The sequence below is a fragment of the Streptomyces sp. NBC_00086 genome, assembly GCF_026343255.1.
Classification (GTDB): domain Bacteria; phylum Actinomycetota; class Actinomycetes; order Streptomycetales; family Streptomycetaceae; genus Streptomyces.
Genome location: NZ_JAPELZ010000001.1, coordinates 1,617,397 through 1,643,564, shown reverse-complemented (window position 1 = coordinate 1,643,564; position 26,168 = coordinate 1,617,397). Strand labels below are relative to the sequence as shown.

Annotated in this window: 27 protein-coding genes and 1 tRNA gene; 10 read left to right on the top strand and 18 right to left on the bottom strand. The window is 73.6% G+C overall.

Features of this window, described 5'->3' with window-relative positions; genetic code table 11:
• Positions 1 to 288: 288 nt before the first annotated feature.
• The 3 genes from OG276_RS07325 to zapE form a co-directional block, all read right to left on the bottom strand.
• Positions 289 to 1,752, bottom strand: a complete 1,464-nt coding sequence (locus OG276_RS07325; RefSeq protein ID WP_266903659.1) for an alkaline phosphatase PhoX — start codon at positions 1,750 to 1,752, stop codon at positions 289 to 291.
• 139 nt (positions 1,753 to 1,891) lie between these two features.
• The gene (locus OG276_RS07320; protein ID WP_266903658.1) at positions 1,892 to 2,323 is read right to left on the bottom strand and encodes an OsmC family protein; all 432 of its coding nucleotides are present in this window, start codon (positions 2,321 to 2,323) and stop codon (positions 1,892 to 1,894) included.
• Positions 2,324 to 2,384: 61 nt separating this feature from the next.
• Positions 2,385 to 3,488, bottom strand: coding sequence for a cell division protein ZapE (gene zapE, locus OG276_RS07315; RefSeq protein ID WP_266903657.1), 1,104 nt, complete (start codon positions 3,486 to 3,488; stop codon positions 2,385 to 2,387).
• A gap of 36 nt (positions 3,489 to 3,524) precedes the next feature.
• On the opposite strand from zapE, the gene OG276_RS07310 reads away from it, so the two are divergent.
• The 4 genes from OG276_RS07310 (at position 3,525) to msrB (ending at position 6,845) form a co-directional block, all read left to right on the top strand.
• Positions 3,525 to 4,298, top strand: a complete 774-nt coding sequence (locus tag OG276_RS07310) for a pyrimidine reductase family protein (RefSeq protein WP_266903656.1) — start codon at positions 3,525 to 3,527, stop codon at positions 4,296 to 4,298.
• A gap of 147 nt (positions 4,299 to 4,445) precedes the next feature.
• Positions 4,446 to 4,913 carry an indole-3-glycerol phosphate synthase gene (locus tag OG276_RS07305; RefSeq protein WP_266903655.1) on the top strand — a complete coding sequence of 156 codons (468 nt, stop codon included), beginning with the start codon at positions 4,446 to 4,448 and terminating at the stop codon, positions 4,911 to 4,913.
• Positions 4,914 to 4,994: 81 nt separating this feature from the next.
• Entirely contained in the window at positions 4,995 to 6,389 is a 1,395-nt protein-coding gene (gene murC, locus OG276_RS07300; protein WP_266903654.1) for a UDP-N-acetylmuramate--L-alanine ligase, read from the top strand.
• A 36-nt stretch (positions 6,390 to 6,425) separates the two neighbouring features.
• A complete protein-coding gene (gene msrB, locus OG276_RS07295) occupies positions 6,426 to 6,845 on the top strand; it encodes a peptide-methionine (R)-S-oxide reductase MsrB (protein WP_266903653.1) in 420 nt (139 codons plus the stop codon).
• A 54-nt stretch (positions 6,846 to 6,899) separates the two neighbouring features.
• Here the strand turns inward: msrB and OG276_RS07290 are convergent, their stop codons facing one another.
• From OG276_RS07290 to OG276_RS07230, 13 genes are all read right to left on the bottom strand, one after another.
• Positions 6,900 to 7,535: a contact-dependent growth inhibition system immunity protein gene (locus OG276_RS07290; protein WP_266903652.1), complete on the bottom strand. Its 636-nt coding sequence runs from the start codon at positions 7,533 to 7,535 to the stop codon at positions 6,900 to 6,902.
• A gap of 10 nt (positions 7,536 to 7,545) precedes the next feature.
• The gene (locus OG276_RS07285; protein ID WP_266903651.1) at positions 7,546 to 7,872 is read right to left on the bottom strand and encodes an RNase A-like domain-containing protein; all 327 of its coding nucleotides are present in this window, start codon (positions 7,870 to 7,872) and stop codon (positions 7,546 to 7,548) included.
• Entirely contained in the window at positions 7,869 to 8,522 is a 654-nt protein-coding gene (locus OG276_RS07280) for a hypothetical protein (RefSeq protein WP_266903650.1), read from the bottom strand. The genes OG276_RS07285 and OG276_RS07280 overlap by 4 nt, the downstream gene beginning before the upstream one ends.
• A gap of 13 nt (positions 8,523 to 8,535) precedes the next feature.
• Positions 8,536 to 10,239: an RNase A-like domain-containing protein gene (locus OG276_RS07275; RefSeq protein ID WP_266903649.1), complete on the bottom strand. Its 1,704-nt coding sequence runs from the start codon at positions 10,237 to 10,239 to the stop codon at positions 8,536 to 8,538.
• Positions 10,239 to 10,541 carry a WXG100 family type VII secretion target gene (locus OG276_RS07270; RefSeq protein ID WP_266903648.1) on the bottom strand — a complete coding sequence of 101 codons (303 nt, stop codon included), beginning with the start codon at positions 10,539 to 10,541 and terminating at the stop codon, positions 10,239 to 10,241. Before OG276_RS07270 ends, OG276_RS07275 begins: the two co-directional genes overlap by 1 nt.
• Positions 10,542 to 10,574: 33 nt before the next feature.
• Positions 10,575 to 10,964 carry a WXG100 family type VII secretion target gene (locus tag OG276_RS07265; protein ID WP_266903647.1) on the bottom strand — a complete coding sequence of 130 codons (390 nt, stop codon included), beginning with the start codon at positions 10,962 to 10,964 and terminating at the stop codon, positions 10,575 to 10,577.
• Between the two features lie 111 nt (positions 10,965 to 11,075).
• Positions 11,076 to 11,987, bottom strand: coding sequence for an NAD(P)-dependent oxidoreductase (locus OG276_RS07260; RefSeq protein WP_266903646.1), 912 nt, complete (start codon positions 11,985 to 11,987; stop codon positions 11,076 to 11,078).
• Complete coding sequence (locus OG276_RS07255; protein WP_266903645.1) at positions 11,984 to 13,132, bottom strand: cytochrome P450; 1,149 nt, start codon at positions 13,130 to 13,132, stop codon at positions 11,984 to 11,986. Before OG276_RS07255 ends, OG276_RS07260 begins: the two co-directional genes overlap by 4 nt.
• Entirely contained in the window at positions 13,129 to 13,893 is a 765-nt protein-coding gene (locus tag OG276_RS07250; protein ID WP_266903644.1) for a glycosyltransferase family 2 protein, read from the bottom strand. Before OG276_RS07250 ends, OG276_RS07255 begins: the two co-directional genes overlap by 4 nt.
• Entirely contained in the window at positions 13,890 to 14,630 is a 741-nt protein-coding gene (locus tag OG276_RS07245) for a YhjD/YihY/BrkB family envelope integrity protein (protein WP_266903643.1), read from the bottom strand. Before OG276_RS07245 ends, OG276_RS07250 begins: the two co-directional genes overlap by 4 nt.
• Before the next feature lie 98 nt (positions 14,631 to 14,728).
• Positions 14,729 to 16,351 carry a class I adenylate-forming enzyme family protein gene (locus OG276_RS07240; RefSeq protein ID WP_266903642.1) on the bottom strand — a complete coding sequence of 541 codons (1,623 nt, stop codon included), beginning with the start codon at positions 16,349 to 16,351 and terminating at the stop codon, positions 14,729 to 14,731.
• Positions 16,351 to 17,103 (bottom strand): glycosyltransferase family A protein, encoded by a 753-nt coding sequence (locus OG276_RS07235; protein ID WP_266903641.1) that lies wholly within the window; start codon positions 17,101 to 17,103, stop codon positions 16,351 to 16,353. The genes OG276_RS07240 and OG276_RS07235 overlap by 1 nt, the downstream gene beginning before the upstream one ends.
• Positions 17,100 to 18,128 (bottom strand): 3-oxoacyl-ACP synthase III family protein, encoded by a 1,029-nt coding sequence (locus OG276_RS07230; protein WP_266903640.1) that lies wholly within the window; start codon positions 18,126 to 18,128, stop codon positions 17,100 to 17,102. The genes OG276_RS07235 and OG276_RS07230 overlap by 4 nt, the downstream gene beginning before the upstream one ends.
• A gap of 302 nt (positions 18,129 to 18,430) precedes the next feature.
• On the opposite strand from OG276_RS07230, the gene OG276_RS07225 reads away from it, so the two are divergent.
• The 4 genes from OG276_RS07225 to OG276_RS07210 all read left to right on the top strand — a co-directional run bounded on the left by OG276_RS07225 (position 18,431) and on the right by OG276_RS07210 (position 22,127).
• Entirely contained in the window at positions 18,431 to 20,494 is a 2,064-nt protein-coding gene (locus OG276_RS07225; protein ID WP_266903639.1) for a phosphocholine-specific phospholipase C, read from the top strand.
• A gap of 71 nt (positions 20,495 to 20,565) precedes the next feature.
• Positions 20,566 to 20,943 carry a type II toxin-antitoxin system RelE/ParE family toxin gene (locus OG276_RS07220; protein WP_266903638.1) on the top strand — a complete coding sequence of 126 codons (378 nt, stop codon included), beginning with the start codon at positions 20,566 to 20,568 and terminating at the stop codon, positions 20,941 to 20,943.
• Positions 20,940 to 21,278, top strand: a complete 339-nt coding sequence (locus OG276_RS07215) for an XRE family transcriptional regulator (RefSeq protein ID WP_254384594.1) — start codon at positions 20,940 to 20,942, stop codon at positions 21,276 to 21,278. The genes OG276_RS07220 and OG276_RS07215 overlap by 4 nt, the downstream gene beginning before the upstream one ends.
• 93 nt (positions 21,279 to 21,371) lie before the next feature.
• The gene (locus OG276_RS07210) at positions 21,372 to 22,127 is read left to right on the top strand and encodes an alpha/beta fold hydrolase (protein ID WP_266903637.1); all 756 of its coding nucleotides are present in this window, start codon (positions 21,372 to 21,374) and stop codon (positions 22,125 to 22,127) included.
• A 35-nt stretch (positions 22,128 to 22,162) separates the two neighbouring features.
• Here OG276_RS07210 and OG276_RS07205 read toward each other — a convergent pair whose 3' ends face one another.
• Together OG276_RS07205 and OG276_RS07200 are read right to left on the bottom strand one after the other, a co-directional pair.
• Entirely contained in the window at positions 22,163 to 23,287 is a 1,125-nt protein-coding gene (locus OG276_RS07205; RefSeq protein ID WP_266903636.1) for an esterase family protein, read from the bottom strand.
• 125 nt (positions 23,288 to 23,412) lie between these two features.
• Positions 23,413 to 23,485, bottom strand: a tRNA-His gene (locus OG276_RS07200).
• 165 nt (positions 23,486 to 23,650) lie between these two features.
• On the opposite strand from OG276_RS07200, the gene OG276_RS07195 reads away from it, so the two are divergent.
• Both OG276_RS07195 and OG276_RS07190 read left to right on the top strand, forming a co-directional pair.
• A complete protein-coding gene (locus OG276_RS07195) occupies positions 23,651 to 24,808 on the top strand; it encodes a heparan-alpha-glucosaminide N-acetyltransferase domain-containing protein (RefSeq protein WP_266903635.1) in 1,158 nt (385 codons plus the stop codon).
• A gap of 210 nt (positions 24,809 to 25,018) precedes the next feature.
• Complete coding sequence (locus tag OG276_RS07190; protein ID WP_266903634.1) at positions 25,019 to 26,140, top strand: aminopeptidase P family protein; 1,122 nt, start codon at positions 25,019 to 25,021, stop codon at positions 26,138 to 26,140.
• The last annotated feature ends 28 nt before the right edge of the window (positions 26,141 to 26,168 follow it).

The window sequence follows — 26,168 nt, the reverse complement described above, 5'->3', positions numbered from 1 at the left end:
TCTCGGCCTTCTCCGCCTTCTCGGGCTTCTCGGCCTTGGCCGGCTTGGCCGACGCCCCGGCCTTCGCCTTCTCGCCCTTGCCGGGCTTGGTGCCCTTCCCGGACTTCGCCGTCTCCGTCGGCTCGGCCGGCCCCGCCGACTTGTGCTTGTCCTTCTTGGCCACCGCTACCTACCTCGCTCCGTCGACTCCATACGATCCTCCACCACAACGCAGTGGACCGCGACGTGGCGAAAGACCAGGCCGGGCGGGCCGGAAGGCGGTGCGGGCGGGCCGGAAGGCAGTACGGATCACTGCCAGGGACCGGTCACCGCGAAGGTGGTCCCGGGCGTGTACGCGTTCACGTACATGGTCCGGGCGTCCGGGGAGAAGGTGACCCCGGCGAACTCGCCCCACTCCGGCGCCCCCGGTTTTCCGACGTCGGCGGCGTTGCGGGCCATCGGGTAGACCTCGCCGCCGGGGGTCACGCCGAGGACGTACTGCGCGCCGCCGCCGTCCTCGCACACCATCAGGCCGCCGTCGGGGGCCAGGCAGATGTTGTCCGGGGAGTCGCCGGGCAGCTGGATGTCGGCGGCCGGGCCGAACACCACGTCGAGCCGGAGCCGCGCGCGCCGCGGGTCGTAGAACCACACCTGGCCGTGGTGGTCGGCGGGGGAGCCCTCGTGGGTGCGGGAGTAGCTGGAGACGAAGTGGACGCCGCCGTCGCCCCAGTAGCAGCCCTCCAGCTTCTGGGCGTGGGTGATCCCGCCGGGGCCGAAGTCCTGGAGCCGGATCGGGGTCCCGGACGCGGACGGGTCCGGGACGGGGACCCACTCCACCGGGAACTCGGACCCGGGCTCGTCCACCACCGCCAGGTTCGCCAGCCCGGGGACCCGCAGGGCCTCCAGCTCGCCGCCCGCGCGCAGGGAGCCGAGGCCGCCGAGGGGGCGGGCGGGCAGGAACCGGTAGAAGAGCCCGAAGGGTTCGGTGAAGGCGTCCTCGGTCTCGTAGACCACACCGAGGTACGGGTCCACGGCGACGGCCTCGTGCGCGAAGCGGCCCATCGCGGTGAGCGGGACGGCGCCGGAGCGGCGGGGGTCGGCGGGGTCGACCTCGAAGACGTAGCCGTGGTCGCGGGTGTAGCCGGCGGTGCCCGCCCGGTCCTCGGTCTCCTCGCAGGACAGCCAGGTGTTCCAGGGGGTACGGCCGCCCGCGCAGTTGACGGCGGTGCCCGCGAGGGCGACCCGCTCGGAGGTGACCCGGCCGGCCGCGTCCAGGTCGAGGAGGGTGCAGCCGCCGAGGGCGTACGGGTCGTAGGTGAGCCCCTCGACGGGAGGGACCCGCAGGGCGGCGGTGGTGCGGTTCTCGTGGTTGCGCACGAGCCGGACGCGGCCCTGCCCGGCGTCGAAGGCGGCCATGCCGTCGAAGTTGCCCGGGACGGTGCCCTCGCCCGAAGGCAGCGGGTCGCCTGCGCGCGAGAGGACGCGGTACGTGAACCCGGCCGGCAGGTCGAGCAGCCCGGCGGGGTCGGTCACGAGCGGGCCGTAGCCGCGGGCGGCGGCGGGGGCGGCCGTACGCCTGCCCGCGCCCGCGCTCGTACCCTTGCCCGCGCTACCCGCTCCGGCACCTGCTCCCGTTCCTGCTCCGGCACCTGCTCCCGCTCCGGCCCCCGGTCCGGCTCCGGCGAAGAGGGCTCCGAGCGATCCGGCGAAGGCGATGGAGCCGGCGGCGAGGAGGCTGCGCCGGCTGAGGGACATCGGCGGCTTGGGCGGCATGGGCAACTCCCGGCGGCGGTGCATGACATGGGACCGAGCCGTGGTACCACGGGTGCCCGGCGTGACCGGCTCCGCCGCGCCGTACCCTGCCGCCGGTGCCCGGCGCGGCCGATTCCGACCGCGCCGGGGCAGCCGGGTGTCAGGCCAGCTTCGCGCTGAGGGTGATGGTCGTACCCGTCAGGGCCTGGCTGACCGGGCAGTTCTGCTTGGCGTCCTCGGCCGCGGCGACGAACGCGTCGTTGTCCAGGCCCGGCACCTCGCCCTCGACGGTGAGGTGGATGCCGGTGATGCCCTTGCCCGGCACGAAGGTGACGGCGGCAGAGGTGGTCAGCTTGGCCGGCGGGTTGCCCGCCTTCGCGAGACCGTTCGAGAAGGCCATGTTGAAGCAGCTCGAATGCGCGGCGGCGATGAGCTCCTCCGGGCTGGTCCGCCCGTTCGCCTCCGCGTCGGTCCGTGCGGGCCAGGAGACGGGGTAGCTGCCGAGGCCGGAGGAGTCGAGCGTGACCTCGCCCTTGCCCTCGAACAGGTCGCCTTCCCAGACGGCGTGTGCATTGCGGGTGGCGCCAGCCATGGTGGATCCCTTCGCAGAAGTGGAAACGGCCGGCCCGTGGAACGGGCCGACGGCTCCAAACCTACTGGGACACCAGGGGCTTCGCGTCGCGTGCCAGCGCGGTGAGCCGCGAGATGGCCCGGAAGTACTTCTTGCGGTAGCCGCCGTTCAGCATCTCGTCACTGAACAGCTTGTCGAAGGGGACGCCCGCCGCCAGGACCGGGACCTCCCGGTCGTACAGCCGGTCGGCGAGGACCACCAGCCGCAGCGCCGTCGACTGGTCCGGGACCGGGCCGACGTCGGTGAGGCAGACGGCCGTTATGCCGTCGGTCAGGGCCCCGTACCGGCTGGGGTGGACCTTGGCCAGGTGTTCCAGCAGCCCGGGGAAATCGTCGAGGCTCGCGCCCTCGGTGGCGTACGCGGCCTTCGCCACCTGCTCGTCGGAGAACGGCGCGGGGGCTTCGGGCAGGCCGCGGTGGCGGTAGTCCTGGCCGTCGATGCGCAGCGGGCGGAAGTGCGCGGAGAGCCCCTGGATCTCCCGCAGGAAGTCGGCGGCGGCGAAGCGGCCCTCGCCGAGCTTGCCGGGCAGGGTGTTGGAGGTGGCGGCCAGCGCCACGCCCTGCTCGACCAGGCGGCTGAGCAGGGAGGAGACGAGGACGGTGTCACCCGGGTCGTCGAGCTCGAACTCGTCGATGCACAGCAGGCGGTGCCCGCCGAGGGTCTGCACGGTCTGCTGGAAGCCGAGCGCGCCGACGAGGTTGGTCAGCTCCACGAAGGTGCCGAAGGCCTTGAGGGCCGGCTCGGCCGGGGTGGCGTGCCAGAGGGAGGCGAGCAGGTGGGTCTTGCCGACGCCGTAGCCGCCGTCGAGGTAGACCCCGCGCGGGCCGGTGGGGGCCACCGGCTTCTTCGCGAACCAGCGCCGCTTGCCGGCGCCGCTCGCGTGCGCCCCGCCGAGGCCCGCGGCGAAGTCCGCGAGGACGGTGACGGCCTCGGACTGGCTGGGCTGGGACGGGTCCGGGTCGTAGGTGTCGAAGCGCACCGAGTCGAAGCGCGGCGGCGGCACCATCTCGGCCACGAGCCGTTCGGCGGGCACCCGCGGCTCGCGGGCACACAGGGACTGCGGTCCCGCGTCGGCTATCGGGGGCCGCCCGGAGGCTGACGCTGAGGGCGAGAGTGATGTTGACACAGCTCTTAACTCTACGGGGCGTGGCACACTGCACCGATGCGACGCCTGTTCCCTGTGACCGATCAGACATCAGCGGACCAGACCGACCGTGCCTGGTCGCTGGACGAACTCGCCGAGGCGTACGAGTACCCCGGGCTCGGCCCGGACGGCCACTGGCTGCGGGCCAACATGGTCTCCACCCTGGACGGCGCGGCCCAGCACGACGGTCGTTCCCAGCCCATCTCCAACGAGACCGACATGCGGATCTTCGGCACCCTGCGGGCGCTGGCCGATGTGATCGTCGTCGGTGCGGAAACGGTTCGCCAGGAGGGCTACCGCCCCGCGCGGGCCCGGGAGGCCTTCGCCGCCCGCCGCACGGCGGCCGGTCAGGGGCCCGCCGCAGTCATCGCCGTGGTCTCCGCGAGCCTGGACCTGGACTTCTCGCTGCCGCTCTTCACCTCCCCGCTGGAGCCCACCCTGGTGCTCACGGGCGCCGCCGCCCCCGCCGACCGGGTCGCCGAGGCCGCCAAGGCCGGGGCGCAGGTGGTGGTGGCCGGCGACGGGGCGGGCGTGGATCCGGCCCGGGCCGTACGGGAACTCGCGGACCGGGGGCTGCGCCGCCAGCTCACCGAGGGCGGGCCCCGGCTGCTGGGCCAGTTCGTGGCCGCGGACGCGCTGGACGAGCTGTGCCTGACCATCTCGCCGATGCTCACGGCGGGTGACGCCCAGCGGATCTCCGGGGGGCCGTCCGTCACGGTTCCGCACCGGCTCGCACCGGCCTGCCTGCTGGAAGAGGCCGGGTTTCTCTTCACGCGTTACCGTCGGATCTGAAGAGAGGCGGAATTTGTCGTTCCGCTTAGCTTCCGCTGGGCACAGTAGTGGGCAGGTATAACCGCACAGGCCCCGTGCGACAGCGGGGCAGGATGGTTTCCGCAGGGGCCGGCCGGCCGGTCTCGGCCCACGAAGGAGAGGGCGTCCGTGTTCACGAGCGTATTGATGATCGAGCAGCCGCTGACCCCCGTCGACGTGGACTTCGTCACCACCCTCCACGGAGACGAGCAGGTCTCCTTCATCGTCCTCATGCAACCCCGCGGCGACCGGGACCGGCTGCTGCGCGCCATCGACGACGTAGCGCTCGGTGAGCTTCCCGAGGCCATCCACGAGGGCGACGAACCGGAGGGCGACGCGGCCCGCGGCCCGGCCGAACTGGCGATCGAGCATTCCCTCGCGTCGCTGCGGGCCAAGGGAGCCAAGGCCGTCGGGCAGATCGTCGACGAGCATCCGCTCGACAAGCTGAAGGCGGTGGTGGACGAGACCAACGCCGACGAGGTGATCGTGCTGACCGCCCCGCACTACGTCGAGGAGTTCTTCCACCGGGACTGGGCCTCGCGGGCGCGCCACAAGGTCGGCGTTCCGGTGCTCAAGCTCTTCGCCCACAAGGAATAGGGTGGGGGCGGCCGGACCGCGCGATCCCGTATCCGCGCACCCGGCTGCCGTACGTACGCACTCGATCCTGGAGCTACCTGAATGAAGCCCGGCCTGCCGACCGCCATGGAACGGCCCCACTTCATCGGCATCGGCGGCGCCGGCATGTCCGGCATCGCGAAGATCCTGGCCCAGCGCGGCGCCAAGGTGGCCGGCAGCGACGCCCGTGACTCCGAGACCGCCCAGGCGCTGCGCGCCCACGGCGCCACGGTCCACATCGGGCACGCCGCCGGTCACCTCGCCGACGACGCCACCTGCGTGGTCGTCTCCAGCGCCATCCGCGCCGACAACCCGGAGCTGGCCCGCGCCGCCGAGCTCGGCATCCCCGTCGTGCACCGCTCCGACGCCCTGGCCGGGCTGATGGACGGCCTGCGGCCGATCGCCGTCGCCGGCACCCACGGCAAGACGACCACCACCTCGATGCTGGCCGTCTCCCTCTCGGCGCTGGGCCTGGACCCCTCGTACGCCATCGGTGGCGACCTGGACGCCCCCGGCTCCAACGCCCACCACGGCGAGGGCGACATCTTCGTGGCCGAGGCCGACGAGAGCGACCGCAGCTTCCACAAGTACACCCCGCAGGTCGCGATCATCCTCAACGCCGAACTCGACCACCACGCGAACTACGCGTCGATGGAAGAGATCTACGCGTCCTTCGAGACCTTCGTCGGCAAGATCCCGGCCGGTGGCACCCTGGTCATCGCCCACGGCCAGGCCGGCGCGGCCGAGATCGCCGGGCGGGTCAGCGGCAACCCCGACCTGATGATCGTCACGTACGGCGAGGAGCCCACCGCCGACGTCCAGATCACCAAGATCACCCCGCGCGGGCTGAGCAGCGAGGTCACCGTCGTCATCGACGGCCGGATGCTCACCTTCACCGTCTCCGTGCCCGGCCGCCACTACGCGCACAACGCCGTCGCGGCCCTCGCCGCCGGCGTCGCACTCGGCATCCCGGCGCACAACCTGGCCTCCGCCCTCGGCAAGTACACCGGGGTCAAGCGCCGCCTCCAGCTCAAGGGCGAGGCCGCCGGGGTCCAGGTCATCGACTCCTACGCGCACCACCCGACCGAGATGACCGCGGACCTGGAAGCCATCCGCGGCGCCGCCGGGGACTCCCGCATCCTGGTCGTCTTCCAGCCCCACCTCTTCTCCCGCACCCAGGAACTCGGCAAGGAGATGGGCCAGGCCCTCGCCCTCGCCGACGCCTCGGTCGTCCTCGACATCTACCCGGCCCGCGAGGACCCGATCCCCGGGATCACCAGCGAGATCATCATCGACGCCGCGCGCGCCGCCGGGGCCGACGTCACTCCCGAGCACTCCAAGGAAGCCGTCGCCGACGTCATCGCGGGAATGGCCAAGCCCGGCGATCTCGTTCTCACCATGGGTGCGGGCGATGTCACGGACCTGGGGCCGGCCATCCTGGCCCGTCTGTCGAACTGACGGCTCTGGGAAGAGCGGGAAAACGGGAGATCAGTCATGTCGTACGAGGTAGAGAAGACGGACGAGCAGTGGCAGGCGGAGCTGACCCCGTCCGAGTACCAGGTGCTGCGCCTCGCCGGGACCGAGCCCGCCTTCCGCGGTGAGTACACGGACACCAAGACCGAGGGCGTCTACAGCTGTCGCGGCTGCGGCTCCGAGCTGTTCCGCTCCACGGAGAAGTTCGAATCGCACTGCGGCTGGCCGTCCTTCTACGACCCGAAGGACTCCGACGCGGTCGAGCTGAAGGCGGACGTCGCCCACGGCATGGTCCGCACCGAGGTCCTGTGCGCGAAGTGCGGCTCCCACCTGGGCCACGTCTTCGAGGGCGAGGGCTACCCGACCCCCACGGACCAGCGGTACTGCATCAACAGCATCTCCCTGCGGCTCACCCCGGGCCCGGCGTCCGCCGAGGGCTGACCGGGCCCGCCGGCCCACGGACCCGCCCCCGGCAGGGAGCGGGTCCGTGCGCTGTCAGCGCAGCAGGTCCGCCAGCTCGGCGAGCCAGGCGCCGGGACCCTGGGAGGCGGGCGGATCGACCTCCATGCCGAGCTCGGCCAGCGCGACCGCGTAGTCCGACTCGTCCAGCGGCAGGGACAGCAGGTCGTGCAGTTCGCCGGCGAGCTGGGCGATCAGGCCCGGATCCGTGCCGTCGAGGTAGTCCCGCAGGGCCGCCCCGTGGTCCTCGAACTCGTCCGGCATGTCCTGGGAGAACCAGCCGCCGAGCAACTGCCCGAGTTCCGGGAACCGGGCGTGCCACTCCCAGCGGGTCCGCGGGGTGGCGGGGGCCGGGGCCGCGCCCGTCTCCACGCTCTCCTTGAGTCGGTCCGCCAGCCGCAGCAGCCAGTCCTGGATCTCGTTGTCTGGCAGCCCGACGTCGGGCACGGGGTAGAACTCGCCGAGGCGCAGCCGCAGCCGCCCCGGCGGGTTCTGCGCGTACTCGCGGAGCTGGTGCTCGGCGACGGCGATGGCCCAGGGGCGGGTGCGCCAGGAGTGCCGGAGGTAGGCGGTGAGGGCCTCTTCGTCGCCCGCGGTGCGGCCCAGGTGTGCGCGGATCACCTGGTCGAGTTCGCCGTACTTCCGGTCGTGTTCGAGGGGCTTGAGGGACACGGTGCGGCCTCTAGAGGTAGATCGGGAAGGTGCGGTGGACGCTGAACCCGTGCGCGGCGGCGGTATCGCGCCGGAGCACGACGCGGGCGGCCCGGACGTCCAGGGCGTCCCGGCCGGCCAGCATCATCGCCTGGAGCAGCACCCGGCCGACGGGCTCGGTGCGGGAGGGCCACGCGGCCTCGATGGTGAGCCGCTGCCGGGTGGACTGCGCCAGCCAGCGGTGGATCACCTGCTCGTTGCGGGTGACGACCTGCTGGGTGGCCCACTGGGCCGTCTCGCGGTCGGGATACGTGGCGGCGCGGTTCGCGGCCGGGGCCGCGCTCTCGGCGGGGGTCATGGGTGCTCTCGCAGCAGGTGGTCGTTGACGGTGTCGACGAGCGCGCGCAGCCCGTCGCGGGTGGCCCAGGACAGGCTCCCCTTGAGGCACTGCGCACCGGGGAAGAGGGCGAGGGCGCGCTGCGCCTCCGTGGTGAGGGTGACGGCGCGGTCCGTGCAGTACGGATGCTCGGCCGTCACGAACCTGCGGACGTTGTCCGCGAACGGCAGGTCCCCCTCGTCCATGAGGACGGCGTCGAATCCGAAGAGGTGGGGGAAGACCTGAAGGAATTCCCACCCCGCCATCGGCAGCTCGTCGTACTCGGGAGCCGGTTCGCGGGCGATGATCCGCACCATTTCCGCGAGCGTGCGCAGGTATTCGGCGGGGTCCATTCCGGCGGAGGCCCGTGCCACCTTTTCCCTGAAGTCCGGCGGAAACGAATCGAGCGCGCCGGCGCGCGCGACGCAGTCCGCGGTGAACTCCAGAACCCCGGCCGCGACAGGAGGGGGGCAGTTCCAGTGGGAGGCCCAGTCCTTCGCGACGACCCGGACATAGCGCCGGATCTCGTCGTCCAGGGACAGATTTCCGCCCGACTCCTGGGCCGCGAGGGCGATATCGATCAGCCGCAGCGCCGGGCCGCCCGTGAACAGCGCCGTAGGGGATGGCTGCACGCAATCCACCTTTCTAGGGTTTTCCGTTGTGCGGCATGGCGGTGAGCACGATGAACGGGGGCACCAGGCCGTCCTTGTAGATGAGTCGCACCTGGACCCAGCTCTTGTCCGTGGCCTGGGCGTTCATCCCGTCCACAGCATAGTCGTCGCGCGATACGCTGCGCCCCGTGGACTCGTTGGGGAATTCCAGATAGAGCGGCGGCTGGATTTCGGATTTGTTCGGGTCGTAATTCGGGTTGTTCTGTATCTTCTTTTCGACGCTTTCGATCCATTTCGAGATGCGATCGGCGTTGTCGATGTCCTCTATGGTCGCCTGGGTGTACCTCTGCGCGGAGCCGAGATCGGTGAAGGACGAAGCGGCGGGTGCGCCCGCCTGATCGCGCAGGCGCTGGCGGAGCTGGTCGTCGGTCAGGCCCACGTGCTTGTCGACGGGATGACTGTCGTAGAGGCCCTCCTGGTTCGCCAGGTCGATCGGATAGAACATGTTGTCCGGGTCCTGGCCCGGGATGGTGAAGCGGTGCTCGGGTTTGAAGTCGTTCAGGGAGCGGGCGCCGAAGGCCTGGGAGCGGCCCTCTTCCGACTGGAAGGTCGGAGCGCTCCGGTACGCCTCGTCGAGGGCCGGCATCAGCGCGTTGAGGCGGCTCTCCACCCCGCGCAGCTCGATCTCGTACGTCGAGACCGCCCGGTTGATCGCGGCGGTGTCCACCTTGAGCGTGATGCCGATGGCCACCTCCTTGCCCAACCCCAGCAGCTTCTTGCCGATCCTTTTGGCGTCGTCGAAGTCGGGCAGGTCCGTCAGCTCGGCCAGCGCGTCCCGGATGGCCTTCTTGTAGATGCGCCATACCTCCTGGCGCATCTTCGCGGCCGACTCGGCGAAGGCGCGCATCGCCTGGCTGACTTCCTGGGTGGTGTCGAAGAGCACGCCCATCACGGGATGGCTCCCGCTGCCCTGCCCGCCGGCGGCGTCGTGCTTCCACTGGTAGCCCGCCGTCGAGGTGCCCCATGCCGTGGTGCCCCAGAGGGAGCTGACGAACTGGCGCATCGCCGACTGCCACTCGCCGTTGTTGGGGTCGGAGATGGAGCCGACCAGCCCGGTCAGGGCGCTGTCCACCTGCGTGACGGCGAAACCGGGCCGCAGCCAGGCCAGGGCGATCTTGTCGATCTCCAGATAGTCCGGAAGGGGCAGGATGTCGGCGGCCTTTCCCCACCTGCCGACGTGGTGCAGCAGCCCGCGCAGGATGTCCGCCGCCCAGTCGGGAACGCCCTCCATCAGCCAGGAGATGAAGCCACTGCTGTAGTCGTCCATGTCGCCCCAGCGCAGATCGGTGATCTGCTGGTACTTCGGGGGCGTGTCGATGACCTTGGGGACGGGGAACTGGACGGGGGGAGCCGTGCCGGACGGATGACTGGCGGCCTCCGCCCTGGAGTAGTTGTTCGCCGTCGTGACGAACCCGACCGCGACGCCTCCCACGCCGGCGACGCTCCGGGCCCACACTTCGAGGAAACGATTCCCCACTGTGACGTACGCGGTGGACACGCCCTGCGCGGCGCTCCCGTACCCCCCGCAGTCCATGTACTCCACGAGGTCGTAGAGGAAGTCGTTCGCCGCCGTGTGCAGCATGTTCTGCTGCAGGGCCACGTTCCCGGCGACACCGTTCAGCTGGGAGGGGGTGACATCGAACCCGCTGCCCTGGGCAGGTGCCGTGGGCCCGGCCATCAGCCCGCGCCCCAGCCGCGCAGCACGGCCCGGTGGGCGGCGGTGTAGTTCGAGTGGCCCGTCGTCACGACCTCGTGCAGCCACTTCTGGGCGGCTTCCAGGTCCTGCATCTGCCGGTCCCACCGGTCGAGTTCGTCGACGAAGGCGTCACGGGCCTCGCCCTCCCAGCTCAGCGCCACCTTCTCGGTGCGCGCGTACAGCGTCTCCAGTTGCCCGTTGAGCTGGCGAAGGATGTCCTCCAGCTCCCGCGCCAGTCCCTGAAGCGTGCCGAAGCTGACCCCTATGTGGTCACCACCGGACATGCGGAGCCCCCCCTCCTCGGAAATACGTGTGCGTCAGATGTCCGAGAGGGCGCTGCGCGGCACTGCCGGCGCCGTGCCCTCGGAGAGCCGGTCCACTTCGCTCGCGACGTCGACCGAGCTGCGCACCCGGCGAAACGCCTGGAGCACGTCCAGCTCCTGCTGGGTGAACCCGTCGCGGCCCATGCGCACGGCCTGTTCGAGAACGACGAGGATCTCCCGGATGCGCACGGCGTCCTCGGCGGCGCCCCGGTGCAGGGCGCGGTAGGCCTTGCCGGTCTCGCCCTTCCAGCCCGCCTCGATCCGGTCGACGATCGCGTCCATGCGCCTGACCTGGGCGTCGAGGTGCCGCTGCATGGAATCCATGTCGTCGGCGAGCCGCGTCAGATCGCTCTCGGACGCGTTGAGATCCGCATCGCTTGCCATGGCCCCCCCCTTCGTCGATGTGCGCCACCCTAACAACAGGGCTCGCACCTGTACCGGTTGGCCGGGTGCGGCCGGATCCGGCCCCCCGCGCTGCCGTTCCTCCCGCGCGGCTCACCCGCGCAGGGTGGCGAGGTGGTCCGACAGGGTCCGGAGCGGGGCCCAGCCCTGGGCCAGGGCCCGGGTCAGGTCCAGGACCACCGGGTGCGCGAGCTGGTCCACCGCATAGCGGCTCAGCAGCGGTTCGCCCGTGGGCAGGGCTTCCGCGGCCCTGGCCGCGAGGGCCGCCAGGGCCGGCGGGAGGTGGCGTACGCGGGCGCGGACCCCGTGGGCCCGCAGCACCTCGGTGACGGCCTCGTCGCGCCGGTACGGGAGGGCGTCCGCGATGTTGTACGCGCCCGGGGGCCAGGCGGGGGCCGCCAGGCAGGCGCCGGCCAGGTTCTCCACCGCCGTCAGGCTGAGCGGGACGTCCGGGCCCGGCAGGAACAGGGTCCCGGCGCGGACCCGGGAGAGCAGCCGGGGCAGGAGCTGGGTGTCGCCGGGGCCGTACACCGCGCGCGGGCGCAGCACCACGGAGCCCGCGGCCAGCGCCAGGGCCTCGCCGGCCGCCTTCGTACGGCCGTAGGCGTTCAGGTGTCCCGTGCGCGGATGGTCCTCGCGGACGAGCGTGCGGTCGAGGCGGGGGTCGTAGACGCTGGCGCTGCTGACCCAGACCACCGGGCGGCCGCCCGCCGCGTGCAGCAGCCGTTCGGTGCCGGTCACGTTGACCGCGTGCATGACGGCCTCGGCGGGGGAGCCCGGCGCCGGATCGCCGACCGCCGCCGCGCAGTGCACGACGAGGTCCACGCCCGAGAGGTCCGGCTCCCCGCGGGACGCGTCCCAGAAGCGGTGCTCCCCGAGCGGGCCCGGCCTGCGGCCCACGCACACCACCCGCGCCCCGGCCGCCGCCGCGGCGCGGGCGACGTGCCCGCCGCAGAAGCCGCTCGCGCCCGTGACGGCGATCCGGACCCGGCTACGGGACGTCATGCCGCCGCCCGTACGACCAGCGAACGCCACCCGGGCAGAGCCGCCCGGCGGTCCACCCGGGCCCGGGTCACGACAGGCCGGTACGGAGCCAGCGCCGCCAGTACGCCGGCCAGTTGCTCCCGCGCCAGGCGGGCTCCGGGGCAGGCGTGCGGCCCGGCGCCGAAGACCAGGCGGCCGATGCCCGGCTCGGCGGGGCCGCGTCCGTCGGGGTCCCGCAGGTGGGCTCCGGCCGCGTGCCGGGCCACCAGCAGCAGCCGGTCCCCGGCCCGGACCGGGCAGCCCCCGACCGAGCCGCCGGCCGCGGCCACCCGGGGGAGGAGGGGGGAGGCGGCCGTCACGCGCAGCAGTTCGTCGGCCAGGGCGGGGCACAGGGCCGGGTCCGCCGCCTGGTCCCACAGGCCCGCGTCGGCGCACCAGGCCACGGCCCGGGGCAGCGCCGCGACCGTGGTGTTGACGGCGGCGACCGCCAGCATCGCCGCCCGGTCGTCCGCCCCGGGACCCAGGAGCCCGCGCAGCCGCCCGGCGGCGCGGATCGCCGCGGACTCGGCGCCGGGGCGGGGCGGGCCGGGGAGGTGGCTGCGCACGGAGGCGGCCGCTGCCTCGGCGGCGGCCTCCGCGAGGGCGAGGGGGGAGGCGTCGGCCCCGGAGCCGGGGCGCAGCAGCGCGTACACCACCGAGCCGGCCAGTTCCCGGGCCAGCGGCACCAGGTCCACCGTGCCCCCGAGCGCCAGCGGCGCGAGCCGTCGCAGGAGCAACGGATGCCACACCGAGCGCAGTTCCCGGGTCCCGGCCGCGCCGAGCGGCTCGGCGAGCTCCCGCCGGGCCGTCCGGTGGCCGGAGCCCTCCTGGTCGAAGAGCACGCCCTCCACCCGGGCGGCCCGGGCCGCGCCACCCGTGGTGCCGGGCGCGGTGCGGTCCAGCGGCAGCCGGGTCAGCGCCTCCCGGTAGGCCTCCGCGCCGTGGACCAGCAGCGTGCCGCGGCCGAGCCGGCGCACGGGCCGCCCGCGGGTGGCGGCGAGCAGCGCGAACAGGAGCGGGTGGGCGTGCAGGTAGACCCGCCGGTCGCGGCGGCGGGCCTTCGTGTGGGCATCGGTGCGGGTCTGGGTGCGGGCCTGGGCGCGGATCGTTGGGTCGGTGGTGGTCATCGGACGTGTGCCTCCGCGGTGTCGGCGGGCCGGTAGCGCCGGCCCCAGTACCAGAGCAGGGTGCGGCGGGCTCCCCAACTGCGCAGCCTGCGCAAGCTGTTCTGCACCACCAGGTGCTCGGCGCGGACGATCCGCTCGCTGTGCTCGCGGGCCCGGTTCAGCAGGGCCACGTCCTCGGACCGCTCGTGCAGCGGCACCCGCAGGGCGCCGCCGCAGCGCAGGTAGAGGCCCGCGGTGATGCCCAGGTTGTGGCCGTGGCACAGGACGTACGGGGTGCGGTAGCGCGGGTCGCGGTGGGCCCGCCGGTAGCGCCCGTAGAGCGAGGTGAGCCGGATCAGCGCCGGCAGCAGCCGGGCTTCGAAAAGGGTCGGCCGCTCGTCGCGGCGCGGCACGCTGCGGCCGCACAGCATCTCGGCGCCCCGCCCGAACTCCGCCTTCGCGACGGCCGTCCAGTCCGGGGCGGGCAGGCAGTCGGCGTCGGTGCGCAGCAGGTGGGTGGCGCCGGCGGCGATGGCGTGCCGGAAGCCCGTGTCGGCGGCGGTCCCGGCGCCGGGCCGCTCCTCCGCGACCAGCTCGACGGGAAAGGGCGCCGAGCGCGCGAAGTCCCGTACCGCTTCGGCCGTCCGGTCGGTGGAGGCGTTGTCCACGACCGCCAGCGTGAATCCGGTGTCGTACTGGGCGCCGAGCGCGGCCAGGGTGGCCCCGATGGCCGCCGCCTCGTTGTACGCGGGCACGACCACCCACAGGATCGGGTTCGTCAACTCCTGGCTCCTTCGGGTTGGTTGGTGGTGGCGGCCCAGGACGCCGCGCGGAGCAGCACCCGGGCGCACAGGCTGCCCCAGACGAGAAGTCCGATCAGCGGCCCGGCCCCGCGGTAGAGGACGTCGTGCAGTTCGGCGGTCGCGGCGAGGTACGGGCCCGCGGCGAGGGCGAGCAGCCGGCAGGCCAGCGCGGCCGCCAGCGCCGGACCCGCGACGGCGGCCGGCCGGGGCCTGCCGGGGGCCCGGTGCGGGGCGAGCCACAGGACGGCCGCGAACAGCGCCCACAGCGCGGGCACCGCGCAGCCCGGCCCGCCCGCCGTCACCACGGCGGCGACGGCGGTGCCCGCGAGGCAGAGCGCGGCCGCGCCCGCGACGTCCCGGGCCGCGTCGCGCACCGGGTTCCCGCTGCCCGCGTTCTGCCCGCACATGGCCCGGATCCCCGTACGCAGCGCCCGGGTCAGCCGCACCACCGACCAGCCGAGGGCGAGGACGAGCAGCGGCCGCCAGTACGGGGCCGCGGTGGGCAGCCGCCCGGCCAGCGGAGCCGCGGCGGCGGGCAGCAGGGCCGCGGCCAGCCCGTCCACGGCCCGCCCGGCCGCGCCCCCGCCCGCCCCGGCCCGGCCGGCCAGCGAGCCGAGCAGCAGCACCGCCGGGGCCGTCCCGACGAGCAGGGCGTACGTGAGCGAGCCCGCGAGCGCGTCGCCGTTGGCCCGGGTGTAGCGGCGATGGGAGGCCATGACCCGCCCCCGGGCGGCCGCGGCGCGGGCCCGCCACGCGGGTGCGGCCTTCGCGGGGTGCGACGCCGCGCGGGGGAGGCCTCGGCCGGGGTGGGGGTTCACGGCCTGGGCGCGCCGTTGCGTGCGGAACCGGAGCCGGAGCCGGTGCCGGTGCCGGAGCGGGAGCCGGAGCCGGAGCCGGAGCCGCTGGGGGAGCCCAGCCGGTGGGCCGCCAGGGCTGCCGTCGCCGCGCGGTCCGGTTTGCGGGAGCGTCCCGACAGCGGGATCCGCGCGAACAGCAGGGCGTCGGGCGCTGCCGTGCCCATGCGGCGCAGCGGGCCCGCAAGCGCGGACCGCAGCGCGGGCTCGGCGACCCCGTGGCAGGGCTGGACGACCGCCACGAGCCGCTCGTCGCCGTAGCGGTCGCCGTCCCGGTCGCCGGTGTCCGCCGGGACCCCGACGAGCAGCGCCAGTTCCACCCCGGGCACGTGCAGGGCCGGTTCGTACAGGCCCGGGTAGATGTTCTCGGCCCGGCGCAGCACCATGTCCTTGGTCCTGCCCCCCAGCACGATCCGGCCCGCGCCGTCCAGGCGCGCCCGGTCGCCCGTACGCACCCACGGGTCGGGGTCCTCGCCGAGGTAGCGGTGCCGGGCCCCGGGTCCGGTCAGCAGCAGCTGCCCGTCCGCGCCGGACTCGGCGCGCACCCCGGGCAGCGGGGCGCCCACCAGGTCTCCCGGACCCTCGTGGGCGGCCTTCTCCCGGGACTCCACCGCGGCGGCCGGGAACAACTCGGTCAGCGCGTACACCCCCCAGGCCTCATCCGCCCCCGACTCCCTTACGCGTCCCAGCAGTTCCGCGCTCGCCGGAGCCGATCCGGTCCACACCCGGCCCCGGAAGCGGGCCCCCGCCCGCAGCGCGTCCCGCAGCTGCGGCGGGGTGAGGTAGGTGTCCCGCGGTGCCAGCCGGGCCAGTTGGCGTGCCAGCACCCGGGGCGAACGCGCCGGGAGGGCCACGGGGGCGCCGCGCACGAGGGCGGGGACCAGCACGAAGAAGGTTCCGCCGAGTACGGGCTCGGCAGCCGCGGCGGAAGCCCGAGCCTCGCCGGGACCGGGCGAGAACAGCGCCGACACCGTCTCCATCCCGGCGGCCAGACTCGCCCGCGTGTGTACCACCGCCCGGGGCCGCGCCGTGGTCCCGGAGGTGAACACGATGACGGCGTCGGCGTCCCCGTCGCCCGTGAACCGCGGGGGAACCCCGCCCCGTGCCGCCCGCAGGTCCAGCGCGGGCGCGCACCCCGGCAGCCGCCGCCCGACCGTGGCCACCGGTGCGCCCAGACCGTCCAGCTCCGGCAGTTCGAGCCCGGCCGCCCGCCGGGCCAGCGGCCGCGCCCAGCCGGCCACCGCCTGCGCGGCGGCGTCGGCCAGCACCAGCGCGGGCCGCGCCGAAGCCAGCCGGGCGCGCAGTACGTCGGGTCCGGCGCCCGGGTCCAGGACGGCCCCGCGCAGACCGAGCCGCCACAGCGCGAGCAGGACGGCGAGCGCGCGCGGCCCGGGGCGTACGGCCACCCCGACCGTGTCCCCGGCGCGCAGCCCGCGCGCGTACAGCCCGGCGGCGAACGCGTCCGCCAGCTCGGCGAGTTCCCCGCGCGTGGCGGCGGTCCGGGTGGCTCCCGTACGCGTGGCGGTCAGGACGGCGGGCCGCTCGGGGCGGGCGCGCAGCGCGTGGTCGAGGCGGTCCAGCATCAGCGGGGGTCGTCCGTTCCGTGCGGGCCGCTGCCGCGGCCGAGGTACCAGCGGGCCGTGCCGGCGATCCCGTACGCACGCAGCCGGCGGGTGGAGTTCTCCACGACCATCGCCCGGCAGCGCGTGATCCGGTCGGTGTGGCGGCGCACCGCGTTGAGGAAGAGCCGGTCGGTGGGGGAGGGGCGCCGCGGCATCCCGCCGACGGCCAGGTACAGCTCGGCGGTGATGGCCATGTTGTTCCCGGCGTGCATCCGGTACGGGGCGCGGTAGCCGCGGCGCCGCGCGTGCTCGGGGCGCAGCCGGCCGAAGAGCCCGGCGAGCCGTACGAGCGCCCCGAACCCGGCCCGGCCCAGCGGGCCGTGCTCGTCGCGGCGGGCCACGATCCGCCCGCACACCAGCCCGGGGCTGCGGACCAGCGCCGCCCGGGCCGCGCCCGTCCACCCCGGGTGGGGCAGGCAGTCGGCGTCGGTGCGGGCGAGCAGGGTCGCGCCGCGCCCGATCGCGTACCGGAAGCCGGTGTCCACGGCGGAGCCGACGCCCTTCTCCGGCTCCTCGATGACCTCCACCGTGAAGGGGGCGCCCGCCGCGAACTCCCTCGCCACGGCGCCCGTCCGGTCGGCCGAGGCGTTGTCGACGACCAACAGGGTGAAATCGCGGTCCCGCTGGCGGGCGAGCGCGGCGAGGGTCCCGGCGAGCCGGGCCTCCTCCTCGTGCGCGGGCACCACCACCCACAGCCGCCCGGCCGCACTCACGACTTCTCCCAGACCATCGTCATGATGCTGATCCCGCCGCCGAGTCCGACGAACAACACCCGCTCACCAGAGCTCAGTTCACCGAATATCCGGTCCAGTTGCACCCCGATCGTCGCGCTCGCGATGTTGCCGAGCTCGGGCACGGTCACCACCAGCTTCCCGGCGGGCACCCCGGTCAGCTCGGCGAACCGCTCCAGATAGGGCACCGTCACCTGGTGCACCAGCACCTTGGAGAAATCGTCCCAGCCCATGCCCGTGCGGTGCAGGGTCCGGTCGATGACGGCGGTGCCCACCTTCTCGAAGACCCCGCGCAGTTCGTGCCCGTCGCCGCGGAAGTAGGTGTACGCGTCCCCGCGCGGGTGGCGCGATCCGCCGCCCGGGATGCCCCCGACCTCCCAGTGCTCGGAGTGGGTCTCGGTGTCCACGTCGAGGATCCCGCCGCGCTCCACCGGCTCCACGATCACGGCGGCCCCCGCGTCGCCGAAGGTGTAGCCGGCGAAGCCCGCGCGGAACTCCGCGAAGTCGGCGGGCGCCGTGCGCACGGCCCGGCTCGGGGTCTCCCCGGTGACCACCAGGGCCCGCCGGGCCCGGCCGGCGAGGATCATGGCGCGGGCGAGGTCGATGCCGTTGACGAAGCTGTTGCAGGCGTTGGTGACGTCCAAGGCGTGCGCCTTCGTGCCGAGTTCGGCCTGCACGATGTGCGCGGTGGCGGGCTCGGCGACGTCGCGGGAGGCGGAGGCGAAGAGCAGCAGGTCGATGTCGGCGGGCCCGAGCCCGGCGTTGTCCAGCACCAGGCGGGCGGCGCCCACCGCGAGCGTGGAGGCGTAGACCCCGTCGGCCGCGACCCGGCGGGTACGGATCCCGGTGGCCTGGGTCAGCAGCCGGGGCGGCAGCGCCAGTCCGGCCCGGCCGGCGATCTCGCGCTGGAGCCGGTCGGAGGTGAGGACGTCCTCGGGCAGCACGCCGGCGACGGCGGTGATCCCGGCGCGGAGCCGCGGGTGCGGTACGGATGGCTGATTCGGCATGCCTTCACGATGACGCGCCGTCCGGCCCCGGTCCTGAGTACGGATGCTCATCCCGCCCGTCGGCCGGATGAGTACCCGCGACCGCCGGCCCGCCGCACGGTGACCACGGCTGCGAAGGGATCGCGAAGAGATCGCGAAGAGGTGTGGCAGGTGGGGCATGAACCGTCTGACGAGGTATTCCGTTCTCCAGGTGTACGGCTCACTGTCATGAAAGCAATGCCGACCGGTACCCCGGGGCCGCTGTTCTTGGGGCGCCCAGCGACATCCCCCCGCACCCGTCTCACCCGCAGAGGTCGTTCTCCATGACTGAATTGAATCGGCGCAGGTTCCTGCAGATCGCTGGTGGCGCCGCCGCCGTCACGATGCTGAACGAGAGCATCGCGCGGGCCGCCGCCATCTCGGCCCAGGGCAGTACCGGCACGATCCAGGACATCGAGCACATCGTCGTCCTCATGCAGGAGAACCGTTCCTTCGACCACTACTTCGGTGCGATGAAGGGGGTCCGCGGGTTCGGGGACCCGAGGCCGGTCATCCAGGACAACGGCAAGTCCGTCTTCCACCAGTCCAACGGCACGAAGGACATCCTCCCCTTCAACCCGCAGATCAACGACCTGGGCATGCAGTTCCTGACGGGCCTGAACCACGACTGGGCCGGCGGCCACCAGGCGTACAACAACGGCAAGTACGACAAGTGGGTCCCGGCCAAGACGGCGACGACCATGGCGTACATGACCCGGAACGACATCCCGTTCCACTACGCGCTCGCCGACGCCTTCACGGTGTGCGACGCCTACCACTGCTCCTTCATCGGCGCCACCGACCCCAACCGCTACTACATGTGGACGGGTTACACGGGCAACGACGGCGTGGGCGGCGGCCCGGTCCTCGGCAACCAGGAAGCCGGCTACGGCTGGAAGACCTACCCCGAGCGCCTGGAGGCGGCCGGGGTCTCCTGGAAGGTCTACCAGGACATCGGCGACGGTCTGAACGCCGCCGGATCCTGGGGCTGGATCAACGACGCCTTCCGCGGCAACTACGGCGACAACTCGCTGCTGTACTTCAACAGTTTCCGGGGCGCCCAGCCCGGCAGCGCCCTGTACGAGAAGGCCCGTACGGGCACCGACGTCAAGTCGGGCGGCACCTACTTCGACAAGCTGCGCGCGGACGTCGTGGGCGGCACCCTCCCGAAGGTCTCCTGGATCGCCGCCCCCGAGGCGTTCAGCGAGCACGCCAACTGGCCCACGAACTTCGGCGCCTGGTACATCTCGCAGGTCCTGGACTCGCTGACCGCGAACCCCGACGTGTGGGCGAAGACGGCCCTGTTCATCACCTACGACGAGAACGACGGCTTCTTCGACCACGTCGTCCCGCCGTACCCGCCCGCGTCCTCGGCCTGGGGCCTGTCCACGGCGAGCGTCACCGGCGACCTGTACACCGGGGGCGTCTCCGGCTACGCCGCCGGCCCGTACGGCCTCGGCCCGCGCGTCCCGATGATCGTGGTCTCCCCGTGGAGCAAGGGCGGCTACGTCTGCTCCGAGACCTTCGACCACACCTCGGTGATCCGCTTCATGGAGAAGCGCTTCGGCGTGCAGGAGCCCAACATCTCCCCGTGGCGCCGCGCGGTCTGCGGAGACCTGACCTCGGCCTTCGACTTCACCCGGGCCGACTCCGCGCCCGCCGCCCTGCCGTCCACGGCCGCGTACGTGCCGCCGGACAAGAACCGCCACGCGTCCTACAACCCGGCCCCGCCCGCGACGGGCACCCTGCCCAAGCAGGAAGCCGGCTCCAAGCCGACCCGCGCACTGGGCTACGCCCCGTACGTGGACGGCAAGGCCGCGGTCTCCACGGGCAAGTTCACCCTGACCTTCTCCTCGGGTCCCTCCCTCGGCGCCCACTTCCACAGCACCTCGGGCAACCGTACGGACGGCCCCTGGCCCTACACGGTCGAGGCGGGCAAGACCCTGTCGGACACCTGGAGCACGAGCAGCTCCACCGGCAACCAGATCAACCTCACGGTCTGGGGCCCGAACGGCTTCCTGCGCACCTGGAAGGGCCCGGCGAAGAAGGCCGGCCCCGAGGCGACGGCCCGCCACGACAAGGCCACCGGCAACCTGGTGCTGTCCCTGACCAACGAGGGCACGGCGGCCGTCAACCTGACCGTCACCAACGCCTACGGCGGCACCGCCCAGGTCGTGCGCGTCGCGGCGGGCGGCACCGTCGCGCACACCGTGGCCCTGTCCGGCACGGCCCGCTGGTACGACGTCACCGTCGTCTCCGACGCGGACGCCACCTTCCTGCGCCGCTTCGCCGGCCACGTGGAAACGGGCGCGGCCGGAGTCTCGGACCCGGCGATCAAGACCGTCTGACCGTTCCCGTACGGGTGAACCCCGCCGCTCTGGCCACCCGCGAGGTTAACGCTTGCGTTAACTTCGCGGGCGTGGCTCAATGGGAAGTGATCCTCGTGGGCGAGGTGGCGGAGTGGTTCGAGGCGCTGGCCGAGACGGACTGGGGCAGCGCCGAACAGGTGGAGGACGCGGTGGACGCGCTCACGATGTTCGGGCCCACGCTCGGGCGGCCTCTCGTCGATCGCATCAAGGGTGCGGAGCAGCACCACATGAAAGAACTGCGTCCGGGCTCCTCGGGCGGCAGCGAGATCCGGATCCTGTTCGCGTTCGACCCGGTGCGCCGCGCGGTGCTGCTCGTCGCCGGGGACAAGGCCGGAAACTGGCAGCGGTGGTACGACGTCAACGTGCCCCTCGCGGAGAAGCGGTACCAGGCCCACATCGCTGAACTGGACACCAGGGAGTACGAATGAACGCTGTCGGTTGGGAGGAGACCAAGCGCCAGGTGCGCGAGCGCCGGGCCGCCGCCGGGCTGCCGGTGCGGTCCCCGGCGGAGAAGCAGGCGGCCATGGACCGGCTCATGGCGGAGGTGCGGGCCTATCGGCTGGCGGAGATCCGCCAGGAGCAGGCGCTGACCCAGAAGGACGTGGCCGACACCATGGGCGTCTCAGCCCCGCGGGTCTCCGCGATCGAGAACGGCGAGACCGACCGTACGGAGGTCGCGACCCTCAGGTCGTACGTCGAGGCGCTCGGCGGGCGGCTGCGCGTGGTGGCCGACTTCGGGGACACCGAGTACACCGTCGCCTGACTGCGGAGTATCGGCTGCACGGTGTGATGGTAGGCGCGGTGGGCAGAACCTACGGCGGCAATTCTTTCCGCCCCCGTCACCGAGGGAGAACGCATGGCCATCGCCCACCGCAGGATCGGTACCGGCCCCGTCCGCGTCATCGTGCTGCACGACTGGTTCGGCACCTCCGCCAACTGGGGCTCCGTACTGGACCACCTGGACCCGGGGGAGTTCTCGTACGCCTTCCTCGACTACCGGGGCTACGGCGACCGCCGGGACGTCCCCGGCCGCTACACGCTCCCCGAGATCGCCGACGACGTCCTCGCGCTCGCCGACGAGCTCGGCTGGGACACCTTCTCCCTCCTCGGCCACTCCATGGGCGGCAAGGCCATCCAGCAGGTCCTGGTGCGCGCCCCCGAGCGCGTGGAGAAGCTGATCGGCATCAACCCGGTCCCGGCCGGCCCCTACGAGATGGACGACGCCACCCACGGGCTCTTCTACGGGGCCGCCGCCGGCGCGGAGAACCGCCGCGCCATCCTCGACATCGTCACCGGCCGCCGCGCGAGCCCGTACTGGCTGGACCGGATGGTCGCGCACTCGCTCGCCGTGTCCCGGCCCGAGGCCTTCGCCGCGTACCTCGCGAGCTGGCAGCCGCTCGACCTGTCCGCCGCCGTGAAGGGCAGCACCGTCCCGGTGCTGGTCCTCGTCGGCGAGTACGACCTCGCGCTCACCGCCGACTTCATGCGGGCCACCTGGCAGGTCTCGTACCCGAACTGCCGCATCCGGCTCCTGCCCGGCGCGGGCCACTACCCGCCGCACGAGAGCCCGGTGGCCTTCGCCACCGAGGTGGAGGCCTTCCTGCGCGGGTGATGGCATGACGCGGCGAGGCATGGCATGACGCGGCGTCAGGGCGGGCTCAGCCGTCCCACCAGCCACTCCAGGGCCGACGGCGCCTCGCGGGCCCACGTCTCGTAGTTGTGCCCGCCGCTCGCCAGGAGGATCGAGGACACCCGCGCGGGCGCCCGTACCGCGTCGATGAACTCCAGCGTCTGCGGGTACTGGTGCTCGCCCTTGCGGCTGCTCGTCACCAGCAGGGACACCGGCGGCTGCGGAAGGCTCCGCAGCCGCCACAGCAGGTCGTTCTCCCGCCGGCGGTCCGCGTCCCCGCCGAACAGGTCACCGGTGTCCGCGTCCCGCGCCGCCGCGTACGGGGCCGAGAGCGCGGCCGCCGCCCGGTAGGCGTCCGGCGTGCGCAGGGCCAGCTTGAGCGCGCAGTAGCCGCCCACCGAATTGCCCATCACGCCCCACCCCCGGGCATCGCGGGTGAGGCCGTAGTACGAGGAGACCGCCGCCCGCAGGTCCCGGGCGAAGAAGGTCTCCGCCCGCGGCCCGCCCGGCACGTCCACGCACTGCGTGTCCCTGGGCGGCGCCACCGTCGGTGTCATCAGGACCAGCACCGCCGGCCGCATCCGCCCCGCCCGTACCGCGTCCAGCGCCAGCTGCGGATACCGCAGCCGGTCGATCAGCACCCCCGGCGTGCTCGGGAACCCGCTCAGCGCCAGCACCACCGGGAACTCCGCCCGCCGCCCGGCCGACGCGTGCACGTACTGCGGCGGCAGGTACACGTAGCCCTGCCCCGACAGCCCGCTGCGCGTCCCGAGCACGGTCACCGCCTCGATCCGGCCGATCACCGCCGGATCGTCGGAGCCCGCGTGCCGCCAGGAGCGGGTCCCCCGCACCAGCAGCGCCTCCCGCCCCGGGGCCCGCGCGCCCGCCGGCGCCGGGTCCTCGCGGCGCAGGGACAGCAGGTCGCGCCAGGAGCCGTAGAAACCGTACGAGGAGTTCACCGCGAGCAGCAGCGCCGACCCGGCCGTCAGGGTGATCGCGAGCTGGAGTCCGGCCCGCCCCAGCAGCGGCCGCACCCCGGACCCCGCGAGCCGGGGCCACAGCCACACGGCGGCCCCGAACACCGCGGCCGCGACGAGGGCGGCGAGGAGCAGCGCCGGGGTGCCCCCGATGTCCCATTCCATGCGGTTGATCCTGCCAGGGCCCGGGCCGCCGGGCCCGGCCGGTCGCGACGCGTCGCTCCCGCAGGGGGAACGAAAAAACCCGTGGGGGCTACGAGGAAAACTCGTAACCCCCACGGGATCAACAGGGTGAGTGACGGGACTTGAACCCGCGGCCACCTGGACCACAACCAGGTGCTCTACCAACTGAGCTACACCCACCACGAAGGGCGGCGGACCACCCGTTCGATGTGCAAGCACAGCATAGCTGATCAGCGGGGTGCTCCCGCGACGCCTTTTCCGGCGGACCGGAGGACCGGCAACCAGGGGCCCCGCTCCGGGCGGGGCGCAGGCAACCCCGCGCCCCGGATCGTCATCACTATCCGTATGGGACCCAACCGACTCACCGGCCTGGACGCCGCCCGCGGCATCGCCGTCCTCGGCATGTTCGCCGTGCACGTCGGCCCGCCGCCCACGCCCGAGGGCCCCGGCTGGCTGCTCGTGGCCGCCGACGGACGGGCGCCCGCCGTCTTCACCCTCATCGCCGGCTTCTCCCTCGCGCTCGCCCGCGCCCGCGCCGCCGGACCGCCGCCCCTGCGGGCCACCCTGACCCGCTGCGCGATCCTCGCCGCGCTCGGCCTGTGCCTCGCCGCGCTCTCGCCCGGCATCCTCGTGATCCTGGCCTTCTACGCCGCCTACTTCCTGGCCGCCGAACCCTTCACCCGGCTGCGCACCCGCACCCTGGCGGTCGTCGCCGGCGCCTCGGTGGCGCTGGGCCCGGTCCTCTCGTACGCCCTGGGTCCGGCCCTCGGGCTGCGCACCGGCGGGCGCGGGGCCACACCGGTCCCCGCCGACCTGGCGAGCTGGGAGGGGGCCGGGGGGATGCTGCGGGACCTGCTGCTCTCGGGCGCGTACCCGCTGCTCACCTACTTCCCGTACATCCTGGTGGGCATGGCCCTCGGCCGCCTCGCCGACCTGCGCAGCGGGCGGTCGCTGCGGCTGCTGACCGGCTTCGGGGCGGCGGCCGCCGCCGCCGGGTACGGCGCCTCCTGGCTCGCGCTGGGACCCGGCGGGCGGCGCGGGCCGCTGCTGGAGGCCATAGCGCGGGAGCACCCCTGGGCGGTGACGGCGCCCGACCCGGTCGCGGCGGTGCTGGGCGAGCAGTTCGGGGCGATCCCCAGCACCTCCTGGCACTGGCTGCTGGTGGCCGGCCCCTACAGCCAGACCCCTCTGGAGACCCTCGGCAACTCCGGGGTCGGGGCGGCCCTCATAGGCCTGCTCGCCCTGGCCGCGCACGGCGCGGGCCGGGCGGCGACGCGGCTCCTGCGGCCGCTCGCAGCCGTCGGGGCGATGGCCCTCACGGTGTACGTGGTGCACGCGCTCGTGCTGGCGGTGTTCCTGCGGGGCTGGAGCGGGTGGGAGGCGCTGGCCGGCTTCTCGGGCGCCGCGATGCTCGGCTGCCTGGCCTGGGGCCACTTCCTGCGCGGTACGGAGCTGCGGCGGGGGCCGCTGGAGTGGGCGCTGCGGGTGCTGACCCCGGCGTGACGCGCAGCCGTGTGCGCTGCCCTGCGGGGCCGTCCCCCACCCGCCCTTCCACCGTTCCCCGGGCTGCGCCCGGACCCGTACGTGCGCTGCCCGCCCGTGCCCTCCAATACCGGGCGGGCTGGTTGTACCGCTGCGCGGCAAGATCCAGCCCCCCCGGCTGATCGGCGCGGCCCCCTGCCGGGCGGGGGTGGGGCGCGGGAGGATCGCGGCATGGACCACGACTTCGATCCCTTCACGGCCGCCGACTACGCCGCCCGGATGGCCGCCGCCGCGCAGGCCGCCGCCGACGCGGGGCTGGCCGGCCTGCTGGTCGCCCCCGGGCCCGACCTGGCCCACCTCACCGGATACCGGCCCGTCGACACCGAGCGGATGACCCTGCTCGTCCTCGCCGCCGGGCAGGACCCCGTTCTCGTCGTCCCCGCGCTGGAAGCCCCCGACGCGGCGAAGTCCCCCGGCGCGGGCGCGCTGACCCTGCGGGACTGGGCCGACGGGAAGAACCCGTACGCCGTCACCTCCCCGCTGCTGGACGTGGCAGGCCGCTTCGGGGTCAGCGACAACGCCTGGGCGCTGCATCTGCTGGGACTGCAAAGGGAGTTGCCGACGACCTCGTACGTCTCGCTGAGCGATGCGCTGCCGATGCTGCGCGCGGTCAAGGACGAGCGCGAGCTGGCCCGGCTCGCGGCGGCCGGCGAGGCGGCGGACGCCGCGTACGCCCAGATCCTCCACGTCCCCTTCGCCGGGCGCCGCGAGAGCGACGTCGCCGCCGACCTGGCCGCGCTGCTGCGCGTGCACGGCCACTCCCAGGTGGACTTCACCGTCGTCGGATCCGGTCCGAACGGCGCCAACCCGCACCACGAGGCCGGTGACCGGGTCATCGAGCACGGGGACATGGTGGTCCTCGACTTCGGCGGCCTCAAGCACGGTTACGGATCCGACATCTCCCGTACCGTCCACGTCGGCGAGCCCACGGAAGAGGAGCAGCGCGTCCACGACATCGTCCGCGAGGCCCAGTTGGCGGGCGTGGCGGCGGCCCGGCCGGGGGCCGCCTGCCAGGACGTGGACCGGGCGGCCCGCGCGGTGATCACGGAGTTCGGCTACGGCGAGCAGTTCATCCACCGCACGGGCCACGGCATCGGGGTCACCACGCACGAGCCGCCGTACATGGTGGAGGGGGAGGAGCAGCCCCTCGTCCCCGGCATGTGCTTCTCGGTGGAGCCGGGGATCTACCTTCCGGGCCGGTTCGGGGTCCGCATCGAGGACATCATCACGGTCACCGAGAACGGCTGCCGCAGCTTCAACAACGCCTCCCGCGAGCTGGCCGTCGTGGAGTAGACGGCCGGCGGCGGGAGGGCGCCGCCTC